Raw genomic sequence first — 23216 nt, forward strand, 5'->3', positions numbered from 1 at the left:
TCGTTGCCCTCGCGTCTCTGCTGCGCGACCATCGGTGCGGCTTAACGTCGAAGGGTGACCACATCTGCCGAACTCGAAACGCCCACGGTGACGGTGTCGCCCGGTGCCGAGGCGACGACGACCCTGACCGTGCGCAACGATGGCGACATCGTCGAGGCGTACACGTTCGAAGTGGTCGGTGACTGCGCCGCCTGGAGCACTGTCGAGCCGGCACGGGTGTCCCTCTACCCGGGCACCTCCGAGGCGGTGACCGTACGGCTCGCCCCGCCCCGGTCCCATGAGGTGCGGGCCGGCGAGATACCCCTGGGTGTCCGCGTTCTGCCCACGGAGCACCCCGAGTCGGTGGCGGTTCCCGAGGCCACGGTGGTCGTCGGGCCCTTTCACGAGCTCCGGGCGGACCTCGACCCGCGCCGGCGCTCCGGTTGGCTGGGCGCCCGGTTCCGCACCTCGGTGCAGAACAGGGGAAACACCGCGGTCGACATCACCCTCACCGGCAAACAGGCCGGGGAGGAGCTGCGACTGGCCTTCACGCCGGGCCAACGGCGCCTGGAACCGGGCGAGTCCGCCGAGATGGGGCTGAGGGTACGGACCCGCAAGCTCATCTGGTTCGGCAAGCCGGTCACCTGGCCGTTCGAGGTCGAGGCTGCGGAAAGCACCGAAGGGGACGCCGACGGCGAGCAGCCCGGCAGGGCCGAGGCGCTGTCGGGTGAGTTCGCTCAACTGCCCGTCTTCCCACGGTGGTTGCTGATCGTGCTTGCCGCGCTGCTCGCCCTGTTGCTCGCGTGGTTCGCGCTGGTCCGGCCCGCCGTGCGGAGCACCGCGAAGCAGGCGGCGCACGAAGCCGCGCAGGAGAAGACACCCCCTGGCGGGCAAAAGGGTTCGGCAGCTGGGGGCAGTTCGGGAGACCCGTCCGGTGGCCAGGGCGACGACAAGGGGCAGGGCAAGCCGAACGGGTCCGGGGGCTCCGGTTCGGGCGGTTCCGGCTCGGGGACGGGCGGGGGAACGGGCGGCACCCAGCAGAGCTCGGCGACGATCGATGTGCAGACCGGATCCGGGGCCAAGAAGAACGGGACGTACCGGGTTCCGCAGGGGAAGGTATTCGGAATCACGGACATTGTGGTGGCGAACTTCCAGGGCGACGAAGGGGTGCTGACGATCTCCTTCGGGGAACGGAAGATCACCACCATCGCGCTGGAGACCTTTCGCAACCAGGACTACCACTGGGTCACCCCCATCCAGATCCAGGAGAACGACACGGTCACCGCGTCCGTCACCTGTGCCAAACCCGGCACACCGGCGACCGGAACCCAAGCTTCCGAATGCCATCAGGTGCTCAATGTCAGCGGTGTGCTGAGCGATCTCGCACCGTAGGAACAAGGCTCCTGGCCTCCTGCTTCCCCCACGGAGGATGAGAACAGCAGAAAACCCGACCGAGGGAAACCCGGCTTGCCGGTCGTTGGCAGTTTCCTTCTCCCGTGCACTTGAGAGGTCATCCGGCCCGACCGGGTTCCGTCATGTATGCGGTAGGTAGGGAGTTTCCGGCCACGTGCCCATCCGAGGACTCCGGAGGGGCGCGTGGAGCGGCCGAGGACCGGATTCGGTCGGCCGGTCCTGAGCGGATAGTCGTGGCCCGTGAATTCTGGCTGATTTCCGCCTACCCCCGGCCGGCGGACATCTTCCGGAAATCCGCAGTACACATCGCTGTCACACGGCCGGACCGGGAAATGCCGCGACTGCCGCGACCGGTCCGCAAGGGGAAGCACTTCTGTCGCTCGGGTGCCTGGGAAGGCAGCACCGTTGCCCCGTGCCCAGGACTTTGAGACCTACTGTCCGCCACGGCCGCCGAGGAAGACTCGGCGGCGAACGAATGACCACGCGAAGGAGCGAGTATGCCGTCGTACCTCACCCCCGGTGTATACGTGGAGGAGGTGCAGTCCGGAGCCAGGCCCATCGAGGGAGTCGGCACCGCGGTCGCAGCCTTCGTCGGTTTCGCGGAGTCCGGCCCCTTCCACCAGCCGACGCTGGTGACGAACTGGGACCAGTACGTCCAGATCTTCGGCACTTTCACCGCCGACACGTACCTGACCCCCGCGGTCTACGGCTACTTCGCCAACGGTGGTGGCGCGGCCTACATCGTGCGCATCGGCGGCCCCGCGCAGGACTCGGCGCAGCAGTCCGTGTCCGGGCCGGCCGCGCCCGCCGCCCTCGGGGGGTTCCAGGTGTCCGCGCGGCCCGGCGCGAGCGCGGACCTCTCCGTCGAGGTCACCGACGCCGAGGGAGAGAACCCTCCGGAGGACCGGTTCCGGCTCCTGGTGCGGCAGGCCGGCAAGGTGGTGGAGACCTACGACGTCTCCAGCCGCAAGAACGTCAAGGGCTATCTCGTCACCCAGGCCCGCCAGTCCAAGCTCGTCGAGGTCACCGAGCAGCCCGGCGCGACCCAGACCCGCCCCGAGAACCAGAGCCTCTCCCTCGCACCCGCCGCCGCCCCCGGAACCGGCGTCGCTCGCGTCGACCCGGCCGAGTACGTCGGCGACGCCGCCGCCCGTACGGGGTTCGCGGGACTCGAAGCGATCGACGAGATCACCATGGTCGCCGTTCCGGACCTGATGAGCGCCTACCAGCGCGGGGACATCGACGCCGAGGGCGTCAAGGCGGTCCAGCTGGCGGTGATCTCGCACTGCGAGCAGATGGGCGACCGGGTCGCCGTCCTGGACACCCCGCCGGGCATGAACGCCCAGCGCGTCCGCACCTGGCGCAACGACGACGCCGGATACGACTCGCGCTACGCGACCGTGTACTACCCCTGGCTCAAGGTCTTCGACCCGGCGACCGGTCAGAACGCCCTGGTGCCCCCGAGCGGTCACGTCGCCGGTGTCTGGGCACGCAGCGACGGCGAGCGCGGGGTGCACAAGGCCCCTGCCAACGAGGTCATCCGCGGCGCGCTGGACCTGGAGATCCGCCTCAGCAAGGGCGAGCAGGACCTGCTCAACCCGATCGGTGTCAACTGTGTACGCGCCTTCCCCGGACGCGGCATCCGGATCTGGGGCGCCCGCACTCTCTCGTCCGACCCGGCCTGGCGCTACCTCAATGTGCGCCGCCTCTTCAACTACCTGGAGGAGTCGATCCTCCTGGGCACCCAGTGGGTGGTGTTCGAGCCGAACGACGACCGTCTGTGGTCGAGCATCCGGCGCAATGTCACCGCCTTCCTCACCGAGGAGTGGCGCCGGGGCGCCCTGTTCGGCCGCACGGCCGAGGAGGCGTTCTACGTCAAGTGCGACCGTGACAACAACCCGCAGGAGTCGATCGACCTCGGTCAGGTCGTGTGCGAGATCGGCGTCGCTCCGGTGAAGCCCGCGGAGTTCGTGATCTTCCGCCTCGCACAGTTCTCCGACAGCACCAGCCTTGTCAACGAGTGACCCGACAGGGTCCGCAAACGGAACAGGTGACACAGAGTCATGGCAGAGGGCGACGCTCTTTCCACCCACGTCTTCGGCGTGCAGCTCGGCGGCTATCTCGTCGAGTCGATCCAAGAGATCAGCGGCCTGACCGTCGAGGAGGAAGTCGTCGAGGTCCGTCAGGTGACCGCCGAGGGCAAGCAGATCATCCGCAAGCAGCCCGGCGCGCGTCAGGCGGGTGAGGTGACGATCACCCGAGGACTCGACAAGAGCAGCGAGTTCACCAAATGGATCAAGGAGACGCTCAACAACGGTGCGGTCGACACCGCGCGCCAGAACCTGACCATCGAGATCAAGGACTCGAAGGGTGAGACGGTCCGGCGCATCCAGCTGATGCAGGGCTGGGCCAGCAAGTGGGAGGGCCCCTCGCTGAAGGCCGGCGAATCCAGCGCCGCCACGGAGTCGGTGACCATCACCTTCGAGGAGATCGTGGTCGAATGAGGCGCAGGACCGTTACGTCGGGCGGGCTCGACGAAGTCCTCGACAGCCTGGCGTCCGCCCCGCCCGCCGCACGGGAGGAGGCTGCTCCCGCGCAGCCTCCGGCCCGTGAACAGCAGGCGATGCGTGCGGAGTTCGAGTTCGAGCTCCCGCGCGGCTACGTCGACGACGAGGGCCAGGTCCACCGGCGCGGCTCGATGCGGCTCGCGACGGCGCGGGACGAGCTGCGCCCGCAGATCGACCTGCGGGTGAAGGAGAACCCGGCGTATCTGTCCGTGGTGCTGCTGAGCCAGGTGATCACCCAGCTCGGCACCATCACCGATGTGCACGCCGGGGTCGTCGAGCGGATGTACGCCACGGACGTGGCGTTCCTCCAGGACTTCTACCGCCGGATCAACAGCGAGGGCCACACGCACGCCGCGGTGACCTGCCCGCTGTGCCACGGGTCGTTCGAGGTGGATCTGTCGGGTGGGCGCCTGGGGGAATCGTGACGTACGCGCCTTCCCGTCTGCGGGAGGAGATCGCGTACGTCGCCTACCACTTCCACTGGCAGCGAGAGGACATCCTCGACCTCACCCACGGCGAGCGTCAGGAGTGGGTGCGGGAGATAGCGCGGATCAACACCCGCGTCAACGAAGGCGGGTGATCGTGTGGGGTTCGGAGACTGGTTCCGCCGAGGGGACCGGCAGCGGCCCGGAACGCCGTCCCCGGTCGGGGCCGGGGCCGACACCGGGCGAAGCCCGGAGCCGGAAGCCGACCGGGGCGACAACGGGGCCGGCCGGCCGAACCGTGCCCGGGGCGGCGACTGGGACGGCGGCTGGCGGCAGGTCGCGCCGCCCACGGTGACCGTCGCCCGGTCCTCGATCGGGGTGAGCGACGGGCTGCGGTTCAGGGACGGCCTCGCCTCGTGGCAGAACCTCGCGTTCGGCAGCGAACTCGGCCATGCCGTACTGCCGTCCGCGCCGGTGGGTCTCATCCATGGCGTCGCCCGTCCGGGCGCACCGCGGTCCGAGTCCCCGGGCGGGCCGCTGCTGCTGCGTGCCGCCCGGACGGGTGCGGACGAGGACGCGGAAACCGTGACGGGCCCGACGCCCGCGACTGTCCAGCGGAAGAGCACCAAGTCGCCCTCCCGCGCTCCGTCCGCCCGCTCCTCGTCTCCCCGATCTCCGTCTCCCCGCTCCTCGTCCGCCCGTTCCTCCGGCAGCGGGGCCCCGGGGCGGCGGGCCGGTGGGGACGGCGCGACCGCCCCGGAAGCCGCGGCAGGGGCGGTCCCTGCGACGGGCACGGCACCGGCCGCGACTCCCGGCCCGGCTTCGGGCCGGGCTTCGGGCCGGGCTTCGGAACCGGCCGGCACACCGGCGTCGCAGCACCCGGCTGACACCGCACCGGCGCCGGTCCCGCTCCAGCGGGCCGAGCCCGCGGCCGTACGTCCTCGGCGGACCACCCCGTCGCTGATCGTTGCCCGGCGTCCGGCGATGGCACTGCGGAACATCGCCGGAATCCTGCCGCCCACGGCCTCCCTGCCGGACACTTCCGTCACCACCTCCACGGCGCGGCAGGACGCGCCGCAACAGACTCCACGAGCTGTCGCGCCGGGTGTCGCACCGCCGTCGGACCGCACCGCTGACCGTCCCGCCGCTGACCGTTCCCTCACCGGCAGTCCCACCGTCGGCGGTCCCACTGCCGCCCCGGTGCGCCCCGCTCTGGGCAAGCCCCTGCGGGAACTGCCCACCGGGGCCGTACCCACAGGCCCGGCAGCACCGAGCGGGGTCGTCCCGTCCGCCCCGGCAGGGCAACAGCCGGCGGACATGCCGGTACTTCAGCGCCTGGGATCGGACACGGCAACCCCGGCGGTGACCGCGCCCCCACCGGATGCGACGAAGCCGTCGACACGTCAGCCGCCGTCCCCGTCGGAAGCTCGCGCCCCGGAGTCCCGGGCCCCGGAGTCCCGGGCCCCGGAGTCCCGGGCCCCGCAGTCGTCGCAGCCCGACCGGCCCGGCCCGCAGGCTCGTGCCCGTGGCGGGATCGGCACTCCTCTTCCGGCGCTTCCGTCGACGGCCCGAGTCCGGAACGACGCTCCGCTGCTCGGCGACCGCCGTCGCACACCCCGGCCGGGAGCCGCAGCCCCGCAGCAGGGCGCGTCGCAGCAGCCCGTGCCCGCCGCACCGGCCACACCGGCGGTGTCCATGACCGCGAACGCGCCCTCGATGCCGGTGCGCTCGTCCGTCGTACCTGCTCCGCCCAGTGGATCCGCACCGCGACCCGCGGCCGTTCAGCGTGTGGTGGACGCCGCGCGTGCGGGCGCACCGATCACCACCTCTGCCTCCTCCGTTCCCGCTCCTGTCGCACCGGTACGTATCCGCAGGATCACCCCGGAGCGGGAGAAGGGACAGCCGGCCGGACGGGCCGCCGGGGTCCTCGGGGGGCCGACCACACCCGTCGTCCAGCGGTCGAGGGCTCTCCTCTCGGGCAGGTCCCTGAAGGTGAGCACCGGCTCCGGCGATGGCTTCTCGGGGCCGACGGCCGACAGCAACGTAAGTCCGGTCGTGGTGCCCACCTGGCGTCGCGATTCCCAGCAGCCGGGGGCCGGTGCGCTGTCGCCGTCCTCGGGGCCCGGTGGTTCCCGTCCTGCCGGACCCGCTGCACCGCACCGGTCCCGTGCGACCGCCCCGGGGCCGACGTCCGGCGGTGCGGCGCCCGAGCGCCCGACACCCGGCGCCGTCCAACGCCTCGTGTCCCGAGACCCGTCGCCCGGCGCCGTCCAACGCCTCGTGTCCCAAGACCCGCCGCCCGGCCCCGCGCGGAGCGGAACGCCCCCCGGCCGGATGCCCGTCGGTGAACCTGTTCGCGTTCCGGGGACCGGACGGGCAGCAGGTGCAGCATCCGGGGCCGGAACCGTAGCCGCACCCGATGCGGGGCCGGCCGCCGACCGGAACGCGCGCGGGCCGGCGGGCGGCGGCCCCCTCGTGCGGCTCGTGCAACGTGCGGTAAGCGGCGGCAGGACAACGTCGCCGTCCCGCCCCGAGCCCGGCCTGCCGGAGCAGCACCTCGCGGGGCCACGCCCCGCCCACCGTCCCGTTGCGCCGCCCCCGGCACCACGGCCCGCATCCGGCACCCCGTCCGCGTCGCCGGCAGCTCAGCCGGTTCCGGTCGTGCGCCCGGATCCGCCCGGCCCGCACAGGCCGGGGGCGACCGTCGTGCCCGTACAGCGGATGCCGCTGCCCGTGGTGCCCGAATCCGCTGCTCCGGTGGCCACCGGACCGATGGAGGGAACCGATTCCCCCCTCCCCGGGCCACCGAGCCTCGCGGTACGGGTTCCGCGACGCGCACCGGCTCCGGCAGCCGCAGCCTCCGGCGCCACCGGAACTCCTGGCGCCTCCGGGGTCTCGGCAGAGGTGGTTCAGCGCGCGGCGGCCGCCGCCGGGATCACCGGTGTTCCGGTGCGGGCAGCTCCCGTGCAGACCGCCCGGCAACCCGGAAGGACCGGGCCGGCCGACTCGCCCGCCGAGGAGGCTCCGGCCGCGAACCGGGTCACCGCGGCGGACATCGAGGAACTGGCCCGCCGCCTGCTCGACCCGGTGAGCAGGCTGATCCGGGCGGACATGCGCAGAGGGCGGGAGCGTACCGGGCGGCTGTACGACGGACGTCGCTGACCGCACCCCGAACGCCCGCACACTGCTCGGCACTTGGATACATCAGAGAAGAAGAGAAGCACATGACGGACAACATCTTCGCGACGAGCGTGTTCTTCAAGCTCGTCATCGGGGGCAGCGATCTGGGGGCGTTCCACACCTGCTCGGGTCTGGGCGCCGAGGTGGAGATGGAGCAGTACGCCGAGGGCGGCAACAACGGCTTCACCTGGCAGCTGCCGGGGCGGATCACCTGGACCAACATCACACTGACCCGCCCCGTCACCGCCGACACCCTCAAGATCGCACGATGGCTGAACGAGACGATCCAGCGCGTCGAGCCCAAGGACGGCGAGATCGTCGCACTCCGTCCGGACCTCAGCCGCATCATCAGCTGGCAGGTGCAGGGAATCGTGCCGGTCCGCTGGCAGGGACCGTCCTTCGACCCCGCCAACTCGCAGGCGGCGATCGAGACGCTGGAGATCGCACACGAGGGCCTGGAACCGTCCTGACAACCAGTCACAGTCCCTACCAGCCAACGTTCACCACAGGTACAGGTATCAGAGAAGACCGGGAAGGAGGAGCGCCATGTCACCCGCTGTCCGTACCAGCCGTGCTCGCGCCCAGCTGACCATCATGGAACCGCCGACCACCGTCGGCGCCAAACCGGGCGGGAACCTCGCCCGGATCACCCTGCAGTTCAACCCCGCGAAGCTGTCGCTGAGCAAGAGCACCGAGTGGCGGCGTACGCCGTCCCGGATGGCCGGGCAGTCCGCACTGCCCGAGTTCGTGGGCAGCGGGCCCCGGGCGCTGTCCCTGGAGGTCTTCCTGGATGCCACCGCCACCCATGACAACTCGGTGGAGAAAGCGGTGGAGCAACTGATGCTGGCATGTGTGCCCACCCCCAGCAGCCTGGCCCGCAAGACGCCCGCCAGCCCCTGGGTCCGCTTCGACTGGGGCACGTCGAAGACGACCTCGTTCGACGGCGTGATGTCCAACCTCTCCGTCTCGTACACCCTGTTCGACGTCGACGGGAAGCCGTTGCGCGCCACCTGCGCGCTGTCGATCGAGGAGGCGAGCGTGGACCCGGCGGGCCAGAACCCCACGTCCGGCTCGCGGGAGGCACGTCGTACGCACCGGGTCGTCGCCGGCGACAGCCTGCCGTTGCTGGCCTGGCGGGAGTACGGCGACGCCACCGCGTGGCGCACGATCGCCGAGGCCAACGACGTGGACGACCCCATGCAGTTGATCCCCGGCACGGAGCTCGTCGTGCCCGGACTGGAAGACCACGCCCCGGAGGGCAGCCGGTGACCGCCGCCGGCCGCTCCTTCGCCGCCGACCCCATCGTCGAGGCCCCCGGTGAGCTGCCGGCGGCCTGGGCCGCCCAGCTGGTGAGCTGCGTGGTGGACGAGAACGTCGGCCTGCCGGACACCGCCGTGCTGACGTACCGCGACCCCGATCACAAGCTGCTCACCGCCACCGGGCTCACCATCGGCACCCCGCTGAAGATATCCGTGGTCACCGTGCAGGAGCGGGTGCGCGAGCGACTGTTCACCGGTGAGGTCACGGCGGTCGAGCTGGACAGCGACACCACCGGTTCGTTCACGGTGGTCCGCGCCTTCTCCAAGGCCCACCGGCTCCAGCGCGGACGGAAGGTGGTGGCCTTCCGCAACATGAAGACCGCGGACATCGTCCGCAAGGTCGCCGCGGGCGCCGGGCTGGCGTGCGGGAAGATCGAGGCCGCGCCCATCACGTACAAGCAGCTGACCCAGCCCAATGTCTCGGACTGGGATTTCCTCCAGTACCTCGCGGGCGAGAGCGGCGCGCAGGTGCGGGTGGACGACAAGGGCCTGTTGCAGTTCGTGAAACCGAAGCCCGCGGCCTCCGCCCCCTCACCGGCCACCTCCGCCACCCGGCATCCGATGGTCCTGGAGTACGGGCGCAACCTCCTGGCCCTGCGGGCCGTGCTGACCGGTGCGGACGGGGCGGACAGTGTGGAGGTGCGCGGCTGGAACGTCGACACCAAGACACGGCTGGTCGCCCGTGAGCAGTCCATCCGCAGCGACACGGTGTCCCCGGGTATGAGCCCGTCGCTGGCGGCCGGGGCGTTCGGCCCGAACGCCCGGATGACGGTCACCGACACCCCGTACCGGACGCAGGCCGAGGCCACGGCGGTGGCCGGTTCGGTGGCCGCCTCGGTGAGCGCCGGATTCGGCGAGATCGAGGCGGTCGCCGAGGGCAATCCCCAACTGCGGGCGGGCGAGCCGGTGGCCCTCGGCAACGTCGGACCCGCGTTTGCCGGGCGCTACACGGCGACCGCCGCGCACCACGTACTGGAACCCAACGGCGGCTACCGCACGACCGTGCTGGTGAGCGCGGCCCCCGACCGCTCCCTGGCGGGACTGACCAGCGGCGCGAACGCGCCCTCGCGCGGCCCGCGCATGCCGGGTCTCGCGATCGGTGTGGTCACCGACATCCGTGAGGGCAAGGCCGAACGGGGCTGGGTCCGGCTGAAGTTCCCCTGGCTCGACGACACCTATGTGACCGACTGGGTCCGTACGGTGCAGTGGGGCGGCCAGGGCGGTGGCGGGGTGTTCAGCCCCGAGGTCAACGACGAGGTGCTGGTCGGGTTCGAGCAGGGGCTGCTGGACAGCCCGTATGTGCTCGGCGGTCTCTACAACGGGGTCGACAAGCCCTCGCCGCACGACGTGCCACTGGTCGACCCGACCAGTGGAAAGGTCAACCGCCGTTCCCTGGTGTCCCGTTCGGGCAACCGGCTGGAGCTGCTGGACGCCCCGCGCGGACCGTCCGGTGTCCGGCTGGCCAGCGGCGACAAACGGCTCGAAGTCACCCTGGACGAGCGGCGGAGCGAGATCGCGCTGACGGTGTACGCCCGCGGCGGCACCCGCGCGCTGAGCTCCGTGACGCTCTCCGCGTCCGGGATCACACTCGACGCCGGAACGGGCGACGTGAACATCAAGGGCAGTTCGGTGACCGTCAACGGCAAGACGGGGGTCACGATCGACGGAGGACTGCTCGGCGTGCTCAAGGCCAGACTCATCAGGATCAACTGACGCGCTCAACAACCGTGCGACACCCTCAGAAGTCCCTTTTCCAGCAAGGAGAACACCGACCATGCCCCCCGCAGCCCGCACGGGCGACAGCACCGCCCACGGCGGCCTCATCGGCACCCCGCCCCCGGGTGCGGTGGCCGTCGCCACTGTGCTGATCGGCGGCCGGCCGGCGGCCGTCACCGGGAGCCTGCACGTGTGCGTCGTTCCCCCGCACGCCGCGCTCGGGCCGGGGAATGTGATCATGCCCAATCCGGCCGCCGCGGTCACCGGTCAGGTCCTGATCGGCGGGCTCCCTGCCGCCCGGATGCGGGACAACACCAGCTGCGGCGCGCCCATCATCAGCGGTGCGCTGAACGTACTGATCGGGGGCCCGATGTGAGCGGCAGCGGATTCATCGGACGCGGCTGGGGCTTCCCGTTGCGGGTCGGCGCCACGGGCGGCATCGGCATGGTCGAGCGGGACCGCGAGATCGAGGAGGCGATCGGGCTGGTGCTCGGCACGGCGCCGGGCGAGCGGCCGATGCGCCCGGAGTTCGGCTGCGGCATCCACGACTACGTCTTCGCCCCGGGTGACGGCGCCACCGCCGGGCGCATCGCACACGAGGTCCGCACCTCGCTGGAGCGGTGGGAGCCGCGCATCGAGGTGACGGATGTGGTGATCGCGTTCGACGCCATCGAGGAGGGCACCTTGTACATCGACGTGCACTACACCGTGCGGGCCACGAACGACCTGCGCAACCTCGTCTTCCCCTTCTACACCATTCCGTCCTCCGAGGGCTCCGAAGAATCGGGAGTGCGCTGATGGCCCTGCCCTCACCCAACCTGGACGACCGTCGCTTCCAGCAACTCGTGGACGAGGCCAAGCGGTACGTCCAGCAGCGCTCACCCGAGTGGACCGACCACAATGTGTCGGACCCCGGGGTCACGCTCATCGAGACCTTCGCCTACATGGTCGACCAGCTGCTGTACCGGCTGAACCGGGTGCCGGACAAGAACTACGCGGCCTTCCTCGACCTGCTGGGCGTCACCCTCTTCCCGCCGACGGTGGCGCGGGCGGAGGTCGATTTCTGGCTGTCCGCGCCGCAGCCGGAGACCGTGCGGCTCCCTGCGGGCACGGAGGTCGCCACCTCGCGCGGCGAGTCCGCGGAGGCGGTGGTGTTCTCCACCTCCGAAGAGCTGCCGATCGTGCCGAGTTCACTGGTCCGGCTCGTCACCGCGCCGGTGTCCGGCGACCAGACCGACCGCACCGCACCGCTCGGCGCCGGCAAGGACATCCCGTGCTTCCAGCCCCGCCCGGAGCCCGGTGACGCCCTGCTGTTCGGGCTGCCCACCGCCGTGCCCCGCTGCATCGTCGCCGTACGCCTGGACAGCCGGGTGGAGGGCGTCGGCGTCGACCCGCGCCAGCCCCCGCTGGTGTGGGAGGCGTGGGACGGTGCCCGCTGGGTCACCTGCCAGACCGGCACCGACAGCACCGGCGGGCTGAACAGGCCCGGCGAGGTGATCGTGTTCGTCCCCGCCGGACACACCACCTCGGTGACGGCGGGGACCCGGGCGGGATGGCTGCGCTGCCGGGTCACCGCACCGGAGCCGGGCCAGCCCTTCTACTCCGAGTCGCCGACGATCCGGGAGGCCGAGGTGTTCACCGTCGGCGGCACGGCGGACGTCGAACACGCGGAGACCGTCCTCGACGTCCCGCTCGGCACCTCCGAAGGTGTCGCCGGGCAGCGGTTCTCCGTGCGCAGGGCACCGCTGCTGCTGGACGGGGAGCCGCCGGTCGTCCAGGTGTCCTCCGCGGACGGCTGGCAGGACTGGACCGCGGTGGAGCACTTCGGCGCCTCCTCGCCGCACGACCGGCATGTACGGATCGACGCCGTCTCCGGCGAGTTCGCCTTCCCGCCCGAGGTACGCGAACCGGACGGAACGATGCGCGCCTACGGGCAGGTGCCCGAGAAGGGGGCACAGCTGAGGATCCCGCGCTACCGGACCGGCGGCGGCGCGGCCGGCAACGTGGCCCGGGGCGCGATCAGTGTGCTGCGCAGCTCGGTGCCGTACGTGGCGGGCGTGGACAACCGCGAGGCGGCCCGGGGCGGGGTCGACGGCGAGACCGTGGAGAACGCGAAGGTCCGGGCACCGAACATCCTGCGGGTGCAGGAACGGGCGGTCACGGCCGGGGACTACGAGGCCGTCGCCCGCGAGGCCGCGCCCTCGCTGCGCAGGGTCCGGTGCCTGCCCGCCGTCGCGGGCGAAGCGGGCGCGGTACGGGTCCTGGTGGTGCCCGACGCGGTCGCCGACGAGGGCGGACAGCTCCGGTTCGAGCAGCTGATCCCGTCGGACCCGGTGCTCGCGGCGGTCACGGAGCGGCTCGACGAACGGCGGCTGGTCGGCACCCGGCTGGTGGTGGAACCGCCCGCGTACCAGGGAGTGACCGTGGTGGCCAGGCTGGTGACGGCCGGCGGCGACGTGGACCGGGTCCGGGCGGACGCGGTCGCGGCGCTGTTCCGCCACATCGACCCGCTGCGGGGCGGTGCGGACGGGACCGGGTGGCCGTTCGGCAGGCCGGTGCAGTACGGCGAGATCTTCGCCGTGCTCCAGGGCGTGACGGGGGTGTCCCTGGTGGAGGAGGTACGGATGTTCCCCGCGGACCCGATCACCGGCCGGCGCGGGGCGGCGGTGCAGCGGATCGACGTCGCCCCGGGTGCTCTGGTCTTCTCGCACCAGCACCAGGTGGAGGTCATCGCGAGCGTGGCCGGTGACGGCTCATGACCAGAGCAGCGGTTCCGGGGCTCGCCAGCCGCTATCCGATCGGCGGGCTGCTGCCCGCGCTCTACGCGGACGACGACCTGGCCCAGCGGTTCACCGCGGGCCTCGACACCGTACTGGCACCCGTCCTGTCCACCCTGGACAACCTCCCGGCCTACTTCGACCCGTCGCTGGCACCGGCCGACTTCCTGCCCTGGCTGTCGTCCTGGGTGGCCGCCGACATCGATCCGGCGTGGCCCGAGGGGCTGCGGCGGGCCGTCGTTGCGCGCGCCGTCGAGCTGCACCGCCGGCGCGGCACCCGTCGCGGCCTGGTCGAGCACCTCCGGCTCTGCTTCGGCGTGGGCGCCGATGTCCAGGACGGCGGCGGCGCCACATGGTCGTCCCGTCCGGGCGCGGAGCTGCCTCCGCCACCGACCGGAGAACTGCTGGTCCGCGTCTGGGCGTTGCACGGCGGACCGGTGGACGCGAACCGTGTCCTGGACGTCGTCGCGGCCTCGTGCCCCGTACACCTCACATGCCGGGTGGAGATCCTGCCGGGCCCGCCAGACGAGACAGGAGGCTGACACGATGCGTTCGTGTCCGGCGTGCGGTTCGGCCAACCGCGAGGACGACGAGTTCTGCGGTAACTGCGGCTCCTACCTGGGCTGGTCGTCCAGGGCGTCGCAGAACGCGCCCGCCGCGGCGGAACCCGCCGCCCCCGCTCCGCCCACCGAACCGACGGGCCCGGCAGCCGAGCCCGCGGCCGGAACCCCGGCCGAGCCCGTGACCGGCCCCGCCCCGGAACCCGAGGCCCCGCCGGCCGGGGACCGGCCCACTCCGCGCCCCGAGCCGGCGGCACGACCGGCGCCCACGCGTGCACCGGAGCCAGCCGCCGCGCCGCCGCCCGCGGAGCCCGTCCCGGCACCGGAGCCGGCCCCGCGACCGGCCCCGCCCGCTCCTGTCCGCCCCGAACCACCGGCGCAGCCCGCTCCTGTCCGGCCGCAAGCACCGCAACCGTCGCAGCCGGCGGCACCGGAGGAGCCCGTGGTCGCGGTGCAGCCGGCCAGGCCGATCGCCCGGCGGCCCGTCGTGAGGCCCGTGACGGAGGACGAGGAACCGGACGGGCCGCCGTGCCCGGCGTGCGGCACGCCGAACCTGCCGGGACGCAAGTTCTGCCGTCGCTGCGCCGCACCGTTGCAGGTCAGGGAACAGTCCGCGCCGCTGCCGTGGTGGCGTACGGTGTGGCCGTTCCGCCGCCGGGTGCGAAGCGGATCGGGCCGGGCGCTGCGGCGGACCGTGCTGGTGCTGGTGGTCGTCGGGCTGCTGTTCGCGGGCTTCCTGCTCGTGCCGGCCGGGCGCTACGTCTTCGAGGACGTACGGGACAAGCTCGGCGGGACGGCGGAGATCAGTCCGACCGGGGTCACCGCGAGCGCACATGCTCCCGGCCATCCGGCGTCCGCCGCCGTCGACGGCCTGACCAACAAATACTGGGGGGCACCCACGCTCGGCTCGTCGCTGACGTGCACCTTCGACAAGCCGTTCCGGCTGGTCGGCGTCGTGGTGTACCCCGGCGTGTCGACGGAGCCCGAGGAATTCCGGCAAGGAGCCAGGCCCACCCGGGCCGATGTGATCATCACTTCCGCGGACGGTGAGATCCACGAGAAGACGATGACGCTCACCGACAAGCCGGGCCGGCAGACGATGCGGACCGGCATCAGCGACGTCGTCTCCGTACGGCTCGTGCTGAGGGCCGCGTCCGGTCAGGGCGAGGGGCGGCCGATCGCGGTCGGGGAGGTCGAGATCTTCAAGCGCACCTGAGGCCGGACACCACCCGGAGCAGGCCGGAGCGGCGCCGCTCCGGCCTGCCCGGCCTGCTCCCGGGAGGCGCTACCCTGCGCGCCCGTCCAGCAACTGCCCGGGCACGAATCCGGCTTCCGCGAGCCGCTGCCACAGCTCGTCCGGGACCGGGAAGCGGGCAGCCGCCGCGTTCGCCGTCACCTCGGCCGCCGAACGGCAGCCGAGGACGACCGAGTCGACGGCGTCGTGCAGCAGCGGGAACTGGATGGCGGCCGCGGGGAGCGGCACCTCGTACTCCTCGCACAGCGCCCGGCACCGGCGCGCCCGCTCCAGTGCCTCCGTGGGAACCGGTCGGTAGTTGAACATGGCGCCGGGGGACGGGTCTGCCAGCAGCCCGGTGTTGAAGACGCCGCCGACGACCACCGCCGTGCCCGTCCTGGCGCACAGCGGCAGCAGGGTGGTGAGCGCCTCGTGGTCCAGGAGTGAGAAGCGGCCCGCGATGAGCACGACGTCGACCTCGAACTCCGCCACGTACGAGGCGAGTGGCCCGCTGTGGTTCATGCCGAATCCGATCGCCCGGATCAGCCCCTCGTCACGCAGCTTGCGCACCGCCGGATAGGCCGTGCGGCGTATCTCGTCCGGGTAGTCGTCCGGGTCGTGCAGATACAGGATGTCGACGCTGGAGCGGCCCAGGCGGGTCAGGCTCGACTCCAGGGACTCGCGGATCCCGCGCTCGGTCCAGTCGGTGATCACCTCACCGGGTGAGCCGTCCGGCCGGGGGCGCAGCAGCCAGCCCGTCTTGGTGGAGATCACCGGGCCGGTGTCCCCGGACGGGGGCAGCAGGCGGCCCAGGCGTTGTTCGGCGAGGCCGTGTCCGTAGCGGGGCGCGGTGTCGAAGTACGTGATCCCGGCCTCGGAGGCGGCCCTTAGGGTCGCGGCGGCTTCCTGCTCGGTGACCTCCTCGAAGAGCCCGCCCAGGGGAGCGGTGCCGATGCCGAGGCGGGGCAGGGTGAAGGGCAGCCGGCTCGTTGCGGCGGTGTCGGTCATGCCGTCTCCCACGGGGAGGCACAGGCCGCGCGGCTCGCGCGCAGCGTCATGGTCAGGGTCAGCCGGATCCTTGAGTTCCCGGGAAGGCCGACGCGGCAGTACGGCCCGTCGACCGGCAGCTCGGGTCCGTCGTCCACACGGACGGTGGCGACGTGGTGCTCGGCGAACGACCCCGCCTGCACCAGCAGGGAGCGCGCCGTACCGCCGAGGTTGAGCAGCTCCACCACCGTGTGGTCCGGGCGGATGTCGCGGACCAGCGCGGCGACGTCCTGCGGCAGGCCGGGGCGGTGGGCTTCCGCATCGTGGTAGCGCACATGCAGTTGGGCGAGGCCGCCGTTGTAGAGGACCTGCGGCGAGCCCGTGGTCAGCTGCAACAGGGCTTCCGTCACCACGGGGTTGAGGTGCTGCCAGTGGTGGATGTCCAGGGCGTCGGGGCCGACGGCCGGGTCGACGGTGTCGCTCTCGATGGCCTCGACCCGCTCGGCGCAGCTCGCGAGGGCGCTGCGCAGCATCCGCTCGGGGAAGTGCGGGTTCCGCCCGTGCAGGAACTCGTACCAGGGCTCCTCGTGCCCGGCCTCGTCCTTGATCCGCTGGGTGTGCACGGTGGTCCAGTCCCAGTGGGACTCGGCGCGCAGATGCTCGATCCGGTCCCGGTCGGCCTGCTCGCGGCTGAAGTGCCACAGCGCGAGCGGGAGCTGGCCCGGCATGACGGTGAAGTCGAACCAGCCGGAGTCGTTGTGCCGCTGCGGCACCATCAGGGTGCGCTCGGCCGTCATCGCGCGCAGGTGCGGCTCCCAGCGCTCGCCCAGGGTGCCCATCCCGTCGGCGCCGCGCTGCTCGGCATGGCGCAGCACCGCGTCGAGCGGATTGCGGGCGAGGTCCAGGAAGCCCCGGTCCCCGGTGAGGAGTGTCGCGTTGGCGGCGCCGATGACGGTGGCGCTGCCGACGGGGGACAGGCCGTGCGGCCACGACCAGCCGTAATGGCCGCCGTACCAGCGGCCGTCCAGGTACTCGCCCACCACACCGTTCAGGCCGACGTTGTCGGGCACGACGTCGCGGCCCGCGAGCCGTTCCTGCCACACGTCGACGTACTCGGCCACCCAGTCCGCGTAACGCTGTTCCCCGCTGAGCAGGAAGGCGTTGGTGGCGAGGCCGGTGGCAGCGAGGTTCACGATCGTGTCACCCCGGCCCATCCGGTCCCACATCGCGCGGCCGTACGCGCGGGCACGCTCGGGCGACGCTGCCAGGTCGTCGAAGGACGCGACGTCGTCGACCCCGTCCAGCGGCAGACCGTACGGGCGCAGCGCCAGGCTCCACGGGAAGTACGCCTCCTCGTCGCTGAAGCCGAAGCGCGGGCCCGCCGAGCCGTTGTGCGGGGCGCGCAGGAGGCGGTGCCCGGGGTCGTAGTTGGGGCCGCCGGGAAGGTAGAAATCGGCGAAGCGGACGGCGAGTTCGCGCAGTTCCGCGTCGTGCGGGTCGGCCAGGCACAGGCCGTAGAAGAGGAGCAGTCCCTCGCCCTGGTGGAACCAGTCGTAGCCCCGCTCCAGACCGTCGGAGAGCATCCCCATCTCGGTGAGCTGCGCGGTGACTCCGCGCCAGTGGCGCCGCGCGGCGGTCAGCAGCTCCGCGCTGCCGCCGAGCAGATAGAGCGTCGGCCAGTTGAAGAACGGCTCGTAGAAGTCGTCCACGCCGTCCCGGCCGTCCATGCCCCGCCCGAGCGTGTCGCGGAAGACGAGACGGCCGTCGCCCTCGGTGTAGCGGTCGGCGAAGAGTCGCCATGCCTTGTCCTGGGCCGCGAACAACTCCCTTTCCAAGTAAGCCCACTCGGGGACCTCACTGACGCGCCGGGTCGCGGTCAGCAGAGGTCCGTGCGCCTCGCCCGTGCTGCGCGCGTCGCCGGTTCGTTCAGGCCTGAGCATCGAGAACACCTGCACCCTCGTCATGTACGGATTGAACAATCGCCCATCGATAGCCGATAGTTAGACTCATAGGAGGGGGGCCGAAGTGTCAATACTTCGGAGCGGCCCCGACAGGCCCGAGGAGGAGGCGCACCGTGATCGACTGCCATGTCCACCTGTGGGATCCGGCCGAGGGATTCCCGTGGATCCGGCCGGGCGGCGAGCACCATCGCGCCTTCGACGAGGACGACCTGGAGCAGTCGGGTGCGGGCCTCGACCTTGCCGGGGCGATCCTGGTCGAGGCGTCCCGGGGCGACGCGGGAGAGACGCTCGCCCTGCGTGAACTGCGCCGGCGCCGTCCGGAACTGGTCATCGGATACGTGGCCAATCTGCACGTCCACGGCGCGGACGGGCCCGATGCCTTCCGCGCCCGTCTCCAGGACCTGGGGAACACCCGCCCCAACGGGATGCGGCTCGGCGGCTCCTCGTGGACGGACACCCCCGAGCCGGCCCGCGCGCTCGTCCCCGGGCTGGAGGACGCGGGTGTCTCGCTGGAACTCAATCTGCACCGTGGAGCGTTGGCGGCGGCCGCCGAGGTCGGCGCCCGGCATCCCGGGCTCACCGTCGTCGTCGACCACCTGGGCAACGCCCCGGACCCGCGCGCACCGGAGGCGGGGGAGTGGTTCCGTGATGTGGAGCGCGCCGCCGCGAGTCCGAACGTGGTGGTGAAGATCTCCGGGCTGCTCACCCAGCAGCACGGGCTCCCGCCGCAGCGCATCGCACACATGGTGCGACACGTCGTGGACACGCTCGGGCCCGACCGCTGTCTCATCGGCTCCGACTGGCCGATCTGCCTGCCCCGCGGCTCACGGGCCGACTCGCTCGCCACGTCCAGGCTCGGGCTGTCCCATCTGGCGGCCGATCAGCTCGATCGCGTACTGCATACGAACGCGGTCCGCGTGTACGGGCTCGACGGCTGAGCCCGCGTGGCTGATGTGCATACGGTCGGCGTCCGCGCGGTTGACAGTGCTCGAACGCCCCTGCTTCGATTCCCTCGATGATCGATAGGCGATGAAAAGTGACCGACTTCACCTCGCCGAGAGTCGGTCCCCACCTCCGCGGAGAGGCCCGATGGCACATTTCGAACCGCCCGTGAAGTTGTCGAACGGGAACGGCCGGAAGACAGGCAGCTGGAAACCTCGATGTGACTCCATCGAGAGAAGACGGGCGCGTATTATGTCGCAACTGACGTGCCCCCGTGCAGGATTGGGTATTCATGGCATCTAATGCGTCGGGTGGATTCGTCTCCACGCTGGCCACCAACAAGGACCGGTTCCGCAAGACCCTGATCTCGGACCAGGTGTACGAACTGCTCCGCCAGGCCGTCGTCGAGGGCGATCTCGCGCCGAACGACCGAGTGGTCGAATCGGAGATCGCCCGGCGGCTCGGCGTCAGCCAGGCCCCGGTGCGCGAGGCCGTCAAGCGGCTCGCCCGTGAGGGTCTGTTGACACATGTCCCGCGTCGCGGCCACTTCGTCGTCGAGATCTCCTCGCAGGACGCGGAGTACGCCCGTCAGGTCCGCGAACCCCTGGAAAGCCTGGCCGCCCGGCTCGCCACCGAGCACATCACCGAGGAACAGCTCACCGAGCTCGATGCACTGGTCGAGCGGATGCACGAGGCGGTCGCCGCGAACGACGTCAGCGGCTTCCGCGACGCCGACATAGAGTTCCACACCCTGGTCAGCCAGTACGCGGGCAATCCGTTCCTGGCCCGGATGTGGGAGGTCATCGAGCCGAGCCTGCGCACCCTGCGGGCCATCTCCGACCCGCTCTTCGAGGGCGACTGGTGTGCGATGGCCGATGAACACGGCCGTCTCGTCGGCCTGCTGCGGTCCGGGGAGCCCGACAAGGCGGCCGAGGCCTTCGCCGACCACGCGGCCGGCCGCGGACCCGTCCCGGACGCGCGGGAGGCCAAGAAGCCGCGCAAGAAGGCCGCCGCGGCGAAGAAGACGGCGGCCGCGAGGGCGGCGGCGGCCAGGACGGCGGCCGGAAAGACGCCGGCCAGGAAGACCGCGGCCGTGAAACCGGCGGCGAAGTCGAATTGACCAATCGGCCGTGGGCCCGACCCGGAATTCCGGATCGGGCCCACGGCCGTGTCGCGCGCGGGCTACCGACGGGCGCCCGCAGTCCACTTCGGTGCCCCGAACTGGAAGGCGCCCAGACTCGGAGTCGCGTCCGTGGAACCGTCATTGATTCCCGGCAGCGGAATCGCCTGATTGCGTGCGGGGGATTCCGCGGTCAGCCGGAAGTCGTGGTTCGCCGCGTCGACGAAGAGCGGATCGACGCCCGTGGGAAGGTTGTTGGAGAGCACGAGCCCGCCGTCGGTGGCGCCGTCCAGGCCGCGGATCGTGCCGATGTTGTTGTAGATCCTGGTGCCGGTCGACTGCCCCGGCTCCTTCACATAGAACAGCGTCATTCCACCGGTGTTGTTGTAGACGCTGTTGTCGTGCGACCCGGTGCCCAGACCGTTGAGCATCACCGTGCCCTCCCGGTTGCCCCAGCCCACATTGTTCGCGATCACCAGATCGCTCTGGCCGTTGTCCGCGTAGACCCCCGAGATCCCGAACGTGGTGGAGGTCGTGGTCGGTGCCGGGTCGTGCAGCACGTTGTGGTCGATGGAGGTGCCCATCATCCAGGCGCTGCAACAGGTGTAGATCGCGGCGACGTCCAGGCTGAGCCGGGCGTACCCGGAGATGTCGTTGTACGCGATCAGGTCCTTGCCCGGGGTGAGTCCGCTCACCTCGTTCCACTGGAGGTTGATCCCGCTGCGGCCGGCGCGGGAGATCGTGTTGTGCGTGACCGTCTGGCTGTTGCCCTGCACGGCGATGCCCGCAGCATAGGTGCCCATGTAGTCGACGTCGCGGATCACGTTGTCCGTGGCGGTGTTGTTCTGTCCGCGCAGCGCGATGCCGTTCCCGGCGCTCAGCGCCAGATCGCTGTTCACGATTTTGTTATGGGTGCCGTCGAGGACGATGCCGGTGTCACCGACGCCCCGTGTCACCGTGCTGCCGCAGTCCGTCGCACCCCGGGTGATGTCCGTGTAGTGCGACAGATACCGGCCGTTGATGCCGTCCAGAGTGACGCCGGTACTGGAGGGACCCGTCTTGATCGTGGTGGCGAACAGGCCGATGCCCGCGATCGTCGTGTGACCCGCGTTCGTCAGGTCGAAGCCGAGGGTGCGCCGCTTGGCCTCGACGGTGTGGGTGTCCGGGTCGTCGGTGCCGTACATGTACAGGCGCTTCGCGGTCGGGTCGTAGAACCACTCGCCGGGATGCGCGAGTTCACCGATCTTCCCGGAGAGCGCGTACCGGGTCTCCTTGGGCACCACCTTGTGCACGCACGGCGGTGCCGCGTCCAGCGTCACCGAGCCGGTGGCGGAGCTCTTCACCGTGGTGGTGGACGAGATGTACCAGTAGCCGGTGAGGGCACGCGCACCGTCCCAGTACCCTGCCGGGCGGGTCAGGTCCGCGTCGGCGATGGTGGCGTCCGCGCTGCCCTCACCGGCGTACTGGAGCGTGGGGTCGAGGAGATCGAGACCGGGATACGGCCACTGGGCCTCGATGCCCATCTTCTTGTCGGTGAACACCTGCACGGTGGTCACGTCCGCGCCGAGGTCGACGCCGGTGCTGTAGATGTGCCCGGCCGCCACCGCTTCGCTGAACTGCGAGTCCGCGGCGTACGGGTCGGACTTGGCGATCTCGGTGACATCGGCGGCGGTGACCGGCTCGAAGCCGCCGATCCGGGAGGCCCCGCTGACCGTGACCTCCGCACCCGGGGCGGCGCGGTACGTGATCGGCAGCTCGGCGGTGCCGGAACGGGCCGGCACCACGGTCTCCTCGTACGTGCCGGACAGGACCAGGCACGTATCGCCCGGCACCATCACGTCGGCACACTTCTGGATGTGCCGGAACGGCGCCCGGGGGCTTCTGCCGCCGACGGTGTCCTGGCCGGACGGTGAGACGTAATACGTCTGTCCCGTCCGGAACTTGACCGGATGGGCGGCGGCGGGCTGACCGGCCACCACCACGGTCAGGGCGGCGAGCAGGGCGGCTGCGGACCACGGTCCCCTGCGGGACCGTGGCATCCAACTCCTCAGCACTCCGTGATCCTCTCTCTTGGTTCGGCTCTCTCTCGGACGGGAAACATCGAGCCCGGCCGTCTGCCTGCGGCCCGTGCTCTCGCGGCTCATCCCTTCACCGCGCCGACGGTGAGACCGCTGATGATGTGGCGCTGCATGTAGATGAAGAAGATGACGACGGGCGCGACGGCGAGCAGCAGGTTCGGGAACACCTTCGTCAGGTCGGTCGAGTACTGACTGATGCCGGCGTAGATCGCCGTCGTGACCGTGTAGTGCCCGGAGGACGGGCTGAGCAGGATCTGCGGCGAGACGAAGTCGTTCCAGATCCCGATCGAGTTGAGGATCAGCACCGTGACGACCGCGGGACGCATCAGCGGGAAGATGATGGACCAGAACGTCCGGTACCGGCCCGCGCCGTCGATCGTCGCCGCGTGATCGATGTCCACCGGAATGGTGCGGATGAAACCGACGAACAGGAAGATGCTCACCGGCAGTGTGGACGCCACATCGTGCGCGACCAGACCGGTCACGGTATTGGCCAGGCCCACCTCGCGCAGCACATAGATCACCGGGATGATCACGGCGGCGCCCGGGATGAACGTGCCGGCCAGGAAGTACAGCAGCACCAGCTGCGTACGCCGCTTGAGGCTGCGCGCGATCGCGTACGCGGCCGGGCCCGCGAGCAGGATGCACAGCACGTCCACGACCACGACGAGGAACAGCGTGAAGCCGTAACCGCCGATGACGTTGAACTGCGGGCTGTTGATCGCCGCCGACATGTGCTCGAAGGTCAGCCCGCTCAGGGGGATCGAGAACGGGTTGTCGAGGATGTCCTGCTGTGACTTGAAGGCGTTCACCACGAGCAGGTAGATCGGCACGACCATGACGACGAGGAGCACACCCAGTAGGACCCACCGCACCGGTGAGCGCGGCTCCTTGTGTTCCGTGCGCCGCGCCGGGACACCACCTTCGGTCGGCGCGGCCTTCGGCCTGTCGCGGACCT

General features: G+C 71.1%; 20 protein-coding genes and 1 pseudogene. 17 read left to right on the forward strand and 4 right to left on the reverse strand.

Annotated elements, in window-relative coordinates; genetic code table 11:
- Positions 1-54: 54 nt before the first annotated feature.
- From ACWCPY_RS32100 to ACWCPY_RS32170, 15 genes and pseudogenes are all read left to right on the forward strand, one after another.
- On the forward strand, positions 55-1371 hold the full coding sequence (locus tag ACWCPY_RS32100; protein ID WP_451270899.1) for a COG1470 family protein: 1317 nt from the start codon (positions 55-57) through the stop codon (positions 1369-1371).
- A gap of 518 nt (positions 1372-1889) precedes the next feature.
- On the forward strand, positions 1890-3416 hold the full coding sequence (locus ACWCPY_RS32105; protein WP_451270901.1) for a phage tail sheath family protein: 1527 nt from the start codon (positions 1890-1892) through the stop codon (positions 3414-3416).
- A 39-nt stretch (positions 3417-3455) separates the two neighbouring features.
- On the forward strand, positions 3456-3896 hold the full coding sequence (locus ACWCPY_RS32110) for a phage tail protein (protein ID WP_072486912.1): 441 nt from the start codon (positions 3456-3458) through the stop codon (positions 3894-3896).
- A complete protein-coding gene (locus ACWCPY_RS32115; RefSeq protein ID WP_451095113.1) occupies positions 3893-4384 on the forward strand; it encodes a hypothetical protein in 492 nt (163 codons plus the stop codon). The genes ACWCPY_RS32110 and ACWCPY_RS32115 overlap by 4 nt, the downstream gene beginning before the upstream one ends.
- Positions 4381-4539, forward strand: coding sequence for a DUF6760 family protein (locus ACWCPY_RS32120; RefSeq protein ID WP_177328192.1), 159 nt, complete (start codon positions 4381-4383; stop codon positions 4537-4539). The genes ACWCPY_RS32115 and ACWCPY_RS32120 overlap by 4 nt, the downstream gene beginning before the upstream one ends.
- Positions 4540-7288: 2749 nt before the next feature.
- A complete protein-coding gene (locus ACWCPY_RS32125; RefSeq protein ID WP_451270904.1) occupies positions 7289-7546 on the forward strand; it encodes a hypothetical protein in 258 nt (85 codons plus the stop codon).
- 62 nt (positions 7547-7608) lie between these two features.
- Complete coding sequence (locus ACWCPY_RS32130; RefSeq protein ID WP_093544217.1) at positions 7609-8034, forward strand: phage tail protein; 426 nt, start codon at positions 7609-7611, stop codon at positions 8032-8034.
- Positions 8035-8110: 76 nt separating this feature from the next.
- Positions 8111-8833, forward strand: coding sequence for a CIS tube protein (locus ACWCPY_RS32135; RefSeq protein ID WP_451270906.1), 723 nt, complete (start codon positions 8111-8113; stop codon positions 8831-8833).
- A complete protein-coding gene (locus tag ACWCPY_RS32140; protein WP_451270908.1) occupies positions 8830-10596 on the forward strand; it encodes a VgrG-related protein in 1767 nt (588 codons plus the stop codon). The genes ACWCPY_RS32135 and ACWCPY_RS32140 overlap by 4 nt, the downstream gene beginning before the upstream one ends.
- A 61-nt stretch (positions 10597-10657) precedes the next feature.
- Positions 10658-10975 (forward strand): PAAR domain-containing protein, encoded by a 318-nt coding sequence (locus ACWCPY_RS32145; protein WP_329816656.1) that lies wholly within the window; start codon positions 10658-10660, stop codon positions 10973-10975.
- Positions 10972-11397, forward strand: coding sequence for a GPW/gp25 family protein (locus ACWCPY_RS32150; protein ID WP_344510880.1), 426 nt, complete (start codon positions 10972-10974; stop codon positions 11395-11397). Before ACWCPY_RS32145 ends, ACWCPY_RS32150 begins: the two co-directional genes overlap by 4 nt.
- Positions 11397-13358 (forward strand): putative baseplate assembly protein, encoded by a 1962-nt coding sequence (locus ACWCPY_RS32155; RefSeq protein WP_451270911.1) that lies wholly within the window; start codon positions 11397-11399, stop codon positions 13356-13358. The genes ACWCPY_RS32150 and ACWCPY_RS32155 overlap by 1 nt, the downstream gene beginning before the upstream one ends.
- The gene (locus ACWCPY_RS32160) at positions 13355-13918 is read left to right on the forward strand and encodes a phage tail protein I (protein ID WP_329816653.1); all 564 of its coding nucleotides are present in this window, start codon (positions 13355-13357) and stop codon (positions 13916-13918) included. The genes ACWCPY_RS32155 and ACWCPY_RS32160 overlap by 4 nt, the downstream gene beginning before the upstream one ends.
- Before the next feature lie 4 nt (positions 13919-13922).
- Positions 13923-13985: pseudogene (locus ACWCPY_RS32165) on the forward strand (zinc ribbon domain-containing protein); the annotation flags it as partial.
- A gap of 393 nt (positions 13986-14378) precedes the next feature.
- A complete protein-coding gene (locus tag ACWCPY_RS32170; RefSeq protein WP_451270983.1) occupies positions 14379-15152 on the forward strand; it encodes an NADase-type glycan-binding domain-containing protein in 774 nt (257 codons plus the stop codon).
- Positions 15153-15221: 69 nt separating this feature from the next.
- Here the strand turns inward: ACWCPY_RS32170 and ACWCPY_RS32175 are convergent, their stop codons facing one another.
- Positions 15222-16178 (reverse strand): aldo/keto reductase, encoded by a 957-nt coding sequence (locus ACWCPY_RS32175; RefSeq protein ID WP_451270913.1) that lies wholly within the window; start codon positions 16176-16178, stop codon positions 15222-15224.
- Entirely contained in the window at positions 16175-18121 is a 1947-nt protein-coding gene (locus tag ACWCPY_RS32180) for a hypothetical protein (protein ID WP_451270915.1), read from the reverse strand. Before ACWCPY_RS32180 ends, ACWCPY_RS32175 begins: the two co-directional genes overlap by 4 nt.
- A gap of 110 nt (positions 18122-18231) precedes the next feature.
- Between ACWCPY_RS32180 and ACWCPY_RS32185 the strand changes: the two genes are divergently transcribed.
- A complete protein-coding gene (locus ACWCPY_RS32185) occupies positions 18232-19056 on the forward strand; it encodes an amidohydrolase family protein (protein WP_451270917.1) in 825 nt (274 codons plus the stop codon).
- Between the two features lie 296 nt (positions 19057-19352).
- On the forward strand, positions 19353-20180 hold the full coding sequence (locus ACWCPY_RS32190) for a GntR family transcriptional regulator (RefSeq protein ID WP_451270919.1): 828 nt from the start codon (positions 19353-19355) through the stop codon (positions 20178-20180).
- 62 nt (positions 20181-20242) lie between these two features.
- On the opposite strand, the gene ACWCPY_RS32195 is transcribed toward ACWCPY_RS32190, so the two are convergent.
- Together ACWCPY_RS32195 and ACWCPY_RS32200 are read right to left on the reverse strand one after the other, a co-directional pair.
- Positions 20243-22219, reverse strand: a complete 1977-nt coding sequence (locus ACWCPY_RS32195) for a right-handed parallel beta-helix repeat-containing protein (RefSeq protein ID WP_451270921.1) — start codon at positions 22217-22219, stop codon at positions 20243-20245.
- A 101-nt stretch (positions 22220-22320) separates the two neighbouring features.
- Positions 22321-23133: a carbohydrate ABC transporter permease gene (locus ACWCPY_RS32200; protein ID WP_451270923.1), complete on the reverse strand. Its 813-nt coding sequence runs from the start codon at positions 23131-23133 to the stop codon at positions 22321-22323.
- Positions 23134-23216: the final 83 nt, after the last annotated feature.

The organism is Streptomyces sp. NPDC002403 (genome assembly GCF_053593015.1).